The 5,907-nt window shown below is 71.7% G+C and carries 6 protein-coding genes and 2 pseudogenes; 6 read left to right on the top strand and 2 right to left on the bottom strand.

What is annotated here, in order from left to right; genetic code table 11:
• A pseudogene (locus D180_RS23170) lies at positions 1–169 on the bottom strand (dioxygenase); the annotation flags it as partial.
• A gap of 138 nt (positions 170–307) precedes the next feature.
• On the opposite strand from D180_RS23170, the gene D180_RS20470 reads away from it, so the two are divergent.
• Both D180_RS20470 and D180_RS20465 read left to right on the top strand, forming a co-directional pair.
• A complete protein-coding gene (locus tag D180_RS20470; RefSeq protein ID WP_017909607.1) occupies positions 308–1,213 on the top strand; it encodes a LysR family transcriptional regulator in 906 nt (301 codons plus the stop codon).
• A gap of 107 nt (positions 1,214–1,320) precedes the next feature.
• Positions 1,321–1,890: a flavodoxin family protein gene (locus tag D180_RS20465; RefSeq protein WP_043091462.1), complete on the top strand. Its 570-nt coding sequence runs from the start codon at positions 1,321–1,323 to the stop codon at positions 1,888–1,890.
• Between the two features lie 199 nt (positions 1,891–2,089).
• Here the strand turns inward: D180_RS20465 and D180_RS20460 are convergent, their stop codons facing one another.
• On the bottom strand, positions 2,090–3,001 hold the full coding sequence (locus D180_RS20460) for a LysR family transcriptional regulator (RefSeq protein ID WP_017914235.1): 912 nt from the start codon (positions 2,999–3,001) through the stop codon (positions 2,090–2,092).
• Positions 3,002–3,148: 147 nt separating this feature from the next.
• Between D180_RS20460 and D180_RS20455 the strand changes: the two genes are divergently transcribed.
• From D180_RS20455 to D180_RS23565, 4 genes and pseudogenes are all read left to right on the top strand, one after another.
• Positions 3,149–4,216, top strand: coding sequence for an aldo/keto reductase (locus D180_RS20455; protein WP_017914234.1), 1,068 nt, complete (start codon positions 3,149–3,151; stop codon positions 4,214–4,216).
• Between the two features lie 38 nt (positions 4,217–4,254).
• Entirely contained in the window at positions 4,255–4,674 is a 420-nt protein-coding gene (locus tag D180_RS20450; RefSeq protein WP_017914233.1) for a carboxymuconolactone decarboxylase family protein, read from the top strand.
• 53 nt (positions 4,675–4,727) lie between these two features.
• Positions 4,728–5,723 (top strand): aldo/keto reductase, encoded by a 996-nt coding sequence (locus D180_RS20445; protein ID WP_017914232.1) that lies wholly within the window; start codon positions 4,728–4,730, stop codon positions 5,721–5,723.
• Positions 5,724–5,787: 64 nt separating this feature from the next.
• A pseudogene (locus D180_RS23565) lies at positions 5,788–5,907 on the top strand (glycosyl transferase family 2); the annotation flags it as partial.

Here is a 5,907-nt window from a genome sequence, read left to right as displayed (position 1 = left end):
CGGCGCCGACCAGCGGCCGCCGGCCCAGCCAGTGCGCCGAGGCCAGCACGATGGCGCGCGGCCGCGGCAGCGTCGCCGCCAGTTCGGCCAGCCGCGTGCCGACCAGGCCGGGCTGCAGCGCGGTCATCGGCGAACCGTGCGAGATGTACAGGGAAGGCAAACGCGCCATGGCAGGTCTCCACAGTGGGGGGCGGCACGGTGGCGCGCGCGGCCAGCGCCGGGCGTTCGTGCAGGCGACCAGGGTATTTCCGCCATCTGCGGGAATAAATTACCCTGCCGCCGACGATCCATTTCAGGAACCGAAACAATGGACACGCTGGAGGCGATGCGGGTCTTTGTCGCCGTGGTCGACCGCAACGGCTTCAACGCCGCCGCCGACGCGCTGGGCATTTCCACCGCCAGCGTCACCCGCCAGGTGGCGTGGCTGGAACAGCGCCTGGGCTCGCGCCTGCTCAACCGCACCACCCGCCGGGTCAGCCCGAGCAGTGTCGGCGCGGCGTATTACCAGCGCTGCCAGTTGCTGCTGGCCGAGTTCGACGACATGGAGGCGGCGGTCGGCGAGCAGGCGCTGACGCCCTCCGGCACGCTGCGGATCAACGCACCGTTCAGTTTCAGCGTCGCCCGGCTGGGCCCGCGCCTGGCCGGCTACAGCGCGCGCTATCCGCAGGTCGCCCTCGATCTGTCGCTGTCGGACCGCCTGGTGGACATCGTCGAGGAAGGCTACGACCTGGCGATCCGCATCACCCGCCAGGTGGCGCCCACCTTGATCGCGCGCAAGCTCGGCGAAGTGCAGGCGTTCCTGTGCGCGTCGCCGGACTACCTGGCGCGTGCCGGCACCCCGCAGCTGGCCGCCGACCTCGCCGGCCACGCCTTCCTCAGTTACAGCTACGTGCAGGACGACCTGACCCTGCACGGCCCCGACGGCGCGACCCAGGTGCGGGTGGCCGGCACCCTGCGCGCCAACTGCGGCGACGTGCTGCGCGAGGCGGCCATCGCCGGCATGGGCGTCACCGTGCAACCGGACTTCATGGCCGAAGCGGCGCTGGAGGACGGCCGCCTGGTGCGGGTGCTGCCCGACCACGAGATCGGGCCGATCGGCGTCTACGCGGTGTACGCCAGCCGCAGCCACCTCGCGCCGAAGGTGCGCAGCTTCATCGACTACCTGGTCGAAGTGGGCATCGATCGCACGATGCGCTCCCCGGCCGAGAGCTGAACCGCGGCGCGCGGACCGGACACAACATCCCGCCGATGGCGCTGATCGCGGCGGCCACGCATGCGCACAATGCCCGCGCTTTTCCCCTCACCTTCAGGAGTCCGCGCATGAGCAAGATCGCGATCGTCTACTTCAGCGGCTACGGCCACACCGTCAAGCAGGCCGAGGCCGTGCACGCCGGCGCCGCCAGCGTCGGCGAGGCCACGCTGTACCGCATCGACCAGGACGGCAACCTGCCCGACGGCGCCTGGGAGGCGATCGGCCAGGCCGACGCCATCGTCTACGGCAGCCCGACCTACATGGGCGGCCCGGCCTGGCAGTTCAAGAAATTCGCCGACGCCAGCTCCAAGCCGTGGTTCGCGCAGGCCTGGAAGGACAAGATCGCCGCCGGCTTCACCAACTCGGCCTCGGTCAACGGCGACAAGTTCGCCACCATCGAATACTTCTGGACCCTGGCCCAGCAGCACGGCCAGATCTGGGTCGGCACCGGCCTGCTGCCGTCCAACACCAAGGCGCACGGCCCCGACGACGTGAACTGGACCGCCGGCTCCGGCGGCGCGCTGGCGATCTCGCCGTCCGACGCCTCGCCGGACGAGGCGCCGCGCAGCGGCGACCTGGAAACCGCGCGCCTGCTCGGCAAGCGCGTGGCCGAGTTCGCGGCCAAGCTCAAGGGCTGAGCCAGGCGGTGCCGCCCGCAAAGGGCGGCACCCTGCATCGCGATCGCGGCGGTCTCCGGGCGAGGCGATGCCCCTTCGGCGCCCGGCCTTGCCGGTCGGGTGCTTCTTCGAGGCAACAATGCCCTCGCGCTGCGGCGCTGCCGCGTGTTCTCTGCATTCTGGTCTCGCCATGCACCGGCCCTCGGCCAGCGTCATCGCGCTACACCGTGCCACCCACTGGATGCGCCGCACGCAGATGATCGATGAACACGCGCAGCTTCGGCGGCAGGTGTTCGCGCGCCGGGTAGTAGATGTGCCAGCCGGCGAACGGCGCGTGCCAATCGTCCAGCACCTGCTGCAAGCGGCCGGCGGCGACGTCGGCGGCCACCTGCCATTCGAACGCCTGGCCCAGGCCCAGACCGCGGCACGCGGCGTCCAGGCCGACCGCGGTGTCGTTGACCACCAGCCGTCCGCTGACTTCGACCAGGAAATCGTGGCCGTCGCGGGTGAACTCCCAGGCCTGCAGGCGGCCGTCGGTGCGGCGCCAGCGGATGCAGTCGTGCGCGGCCAGTTCGGCCGGCGTGCGCGGCACTCCATGCACAGCGAAATACGCCGGCGCAGCCACCACCGTCTGCCGCTGCGGCGGTCCCAGCGGCACCGCGATCATGTCGCGCGCCAGGCTCTCGCCCAGGCGGATGCCGGCGTCGAAGCCGCCGGCGACGATGTCGGCCAGGGTCCGGTCCGAATACAGCTCCACGCTGACTTCCGGGTAGCGCGCCAGGAACGCCGGCAGCTGCGGGCACACCAGTTGCTCGGCGGCCACCAGCGGCAGGTTGATGCGCAGCGTGCCGGCCGGGCGGTCGCGCAGGAAATCCAGGTCGGCGAAGGCCGCGTCGATCTGCGCCAGGCCCGGCGCCACCCGCTGCAGGAAGCGCTCGCCATGCTCGCTCAGGCCGACCCGGCGGGTGGTGCGGTTGAGCAGGCGTGCGCCCAGCTGCGCCTCCAGCGCGCGCAGCGTCTGCGACAGCGCCGAGGGCGAGACGCCCAGTTCGGCGGCGGCGCGGGTGAAGCTGCCATGGTGGGCGACGCGGACGAAGGCGACGACGGCGGACAGCGGCGGTGGACGGTGCATGGCGAACGGGCGGCAGTGGAAGGACGAACGCGGCGGGCGAACCAGCCATTGTTTAGCACACCTTCAAAGCACATGCGGATTACCTGGATTTATCCGTGGCGACGTGGCGCCTACAGTGCCCGCACCCTCACTCCGGAGACCGCTGCGATGGCCCTCGATCACTACCGCCTGCTCGGCCGTTCCGGCCTGCGCGTCAGCCCGCTGTGCCTAGGCACCATGACCTTCGGCGCCGACTGGGGCTGGGGCGCGGACGAAGCCGAGGCGCGCCGCCTGTTCGACCTGTACGTCGATGCCGGCGGCAACTTCCTCGATACCGCCAACATCTACACCAACGGCAGCGCCGAGACCCTGCTCGGCCGCTTCGTCGCCGGCCGCCGCGACCGCCTGGTGATCGCCAGCAAGTTCGCGCTCAATCCCTTCCCCGGCGACCCCAACGGCGGCGGCAACCACCGCAAGGCGCTGCTGCGCTCGGTCGACGCCAGCCTGGCGCGGCTGGGCACCGATTATCTGGACCTGCTGTACCTGCACGCCTGGGACGGCACCACCGGCATCGACGAGGTCATGCGCGGTTTCGACGACTTGGTGCGCGCCGGCAAGATCCTCTACGCAGGCATCTCCGACACCCCCGCCTGGCAGGTGGCGCGCATGCAGACCCTGGCCGACCTGCGCGGCTGGACGCCGTTCGTCGCCCTGCAGATCGAATACTCGCTGGCGCAGCGCACGGTCGAGCGCGAGCTGGTGCCGATGGCCGAGGCGCTGGGCATGTCGGTGCTGGCCTGGTCGCCGCTGGCGATGGGCGTGCTCACCGGCAAGTACGGCGCCGCCGATCTGGCACGGGTGCGCGCGGCGGCCTCGGGCGGCGCGCAGGTCGATGGCGTGGGCCGCGCCGAGGTCGCGCATTCGCAACGCACCTTCAACGAACACGCGCTGGCGGTCGCCGAGACGGTGGTGGCGCTGGCCACCGAGCTGCAGCGCTCGCCGGCGCAGGTGGCGCTGGCCTGGCTGCTGGCGCGCGGGGCGATGCCGATCGTCGGCGCGCGCAGCGTGGCGCAACTGCAGGACAACCTGGGCGCACTCACCCTGCACCCGGATGCCGAGGCGCTGCAGCGGCTGGATGCCGCCAGCGCGATCGAACTGGGCTTCCCGCACGACTTCCTGGCCTCGCCCAACCCGCAGGCGTTGCTGAGCGGCGGCACCCGCATCCAGCCGCGCTGAGCGCGGCGTCCTGCCCCTTCGTACACGAGCACCATTCCATGGCATCCATCGCGAACGCGTTGCCGAGCAACATGACCCTGGCCGAGGCCGAAGCGGCCGGCATCGCGCAGATCGCCGCGCTGATGGGCCCGCAGCAGGGCGCGGCGATCCGCGCCCTGGCCGACGACGCGGACACCGCGCTGAGCGGCCGCGGCGCCGCCATCGCCTTCGCCGAGATCTACCGCGCCGACAGCGCGCTGGACCTGAAGACCCGCGAACTGGTCACGGTCGCGGTGCTGGCCAGCCTCGGCCACGCCGCACCGCAGTTGCGCCTGCATCTGCGCGCCGCGCAGGCGGCAGGTGCCAGCCGTGCGGAGATCTTCGCCGTGCTCGACCAACTGTACGCCTACGTCGGCTTCCCCACCGCGCTCAATGCCCTGGCCGTCGCCCGCGACGCGCTGGGCACGTCCTCACCCTGAGCGAACCGCCCGGCGGCCACGCTTTCCCTCCCCTCCCCTCAGGAGCATCCTCCATGCAAACCCGCACCCTCGGCCGCAACGGCCCCCGCGTCTCCGCCCTCGGCCTCGGCTGCATGGGCATGAGCGCGTTCTACGGCGGCCGCAGCGACGACAATGCCGCCATCGCGGTCATCCATGCCGCGATCGAGCACGGCGTCAGCCTCATCGACACCGCCGACATGTACGGCCCGCACACCAACGAAGTGCTGGTGGGCAAGGCGCTGGCCGGGCGCCGCGATCAGGTCGTGCTGGCGACCAAGTTCGGCATCAAGCTCGACCCCAACGACCCGGCCGCACGCGGCATCGACGGCCGTCCGGAATACGTACAGTCGGCCTGCGAGGCCAGCCTGCGCCGGCTCGGCGTGGACCACATCGACCTCTACTACCAGCACCGGGTGGATCCGAACGTGCCGATCGAGGACACGGTCGGGGCGATGGCGCGGCTGGTGGAACAGGGCAAGGTGCGCTTCCTCGGCCTGTCCGAAGCCGCCGCGGCCACCATCCGCCGCGCGCACGCGGTGCATCCGATCACCGCGCTGCAGAGCGAGTACTCGCTGTGGTCGCGCGATCCGGAACACGACGGCGTGCTGGAGACGGTGCGCGAGCTGGGCATCGGCTTCGTGCCGTACTCGCCGCTGGGCCGCGGCTTCCTGACCGGGGCGATCCGCTCGCCGGAGGACTTCGAGGCCGACGACTACCGGCGCCATTCGCCGCGCTTCCAGGGCGAGAACTTCGACCGCAACCTGCAGCTGGTGGAGCGGGTACGTGAGCTGGCGCAGGCCAAGGGCGTGACCCCGGGGCAACTGGCGCTGGCCTGGGTGCTGGCGCAGGGCGAGGACCTGGTGCCGATCCCGGGCACCAAGCGCCTGGCCTACCTGGAAGAGAACCTGGGCGCGCTGCAGGTGAAGCTGAGCGCCGAGGAACTGGCGCAGATCGAGGCGATCTTCCCGGCCGACGCCGCCGCCGGCCATCGCTACCCGGCCGCCTCGCGCGGCGCGCTGCAGGGCTGAACCGCGCCCCCGGCCGCGGCGCGGGTCGATTGCCCGCGCCGCCCCGGCCCCGCATGATGCGGGGGTGATCTCCTTCATCGTCCCCGCGCACGACGAAGCCGCCCTGATCGGCGACACGCTGGCCTCGCTGCATGTCGCCGCCCAGGCGCTGCGGCTGGACTGCGAGACGCTGGTGGTGGCCGAT

This window comes from Xanthomonas sp. SHU 166, assembly GCF_000364685.1.
GTDB classification, from domain to species: Bacteria; Pseudomonadota; Gammaproteobacteria; order Xanthomonadales; family Xanthomonadaceae; genus Xanthomonas_A; species Xanthomonas_A sontii.
Note: the sequence above shows the minus strand (reverse complement) of the source record. Positions and strands in the feature narration are given on the sequence as shown.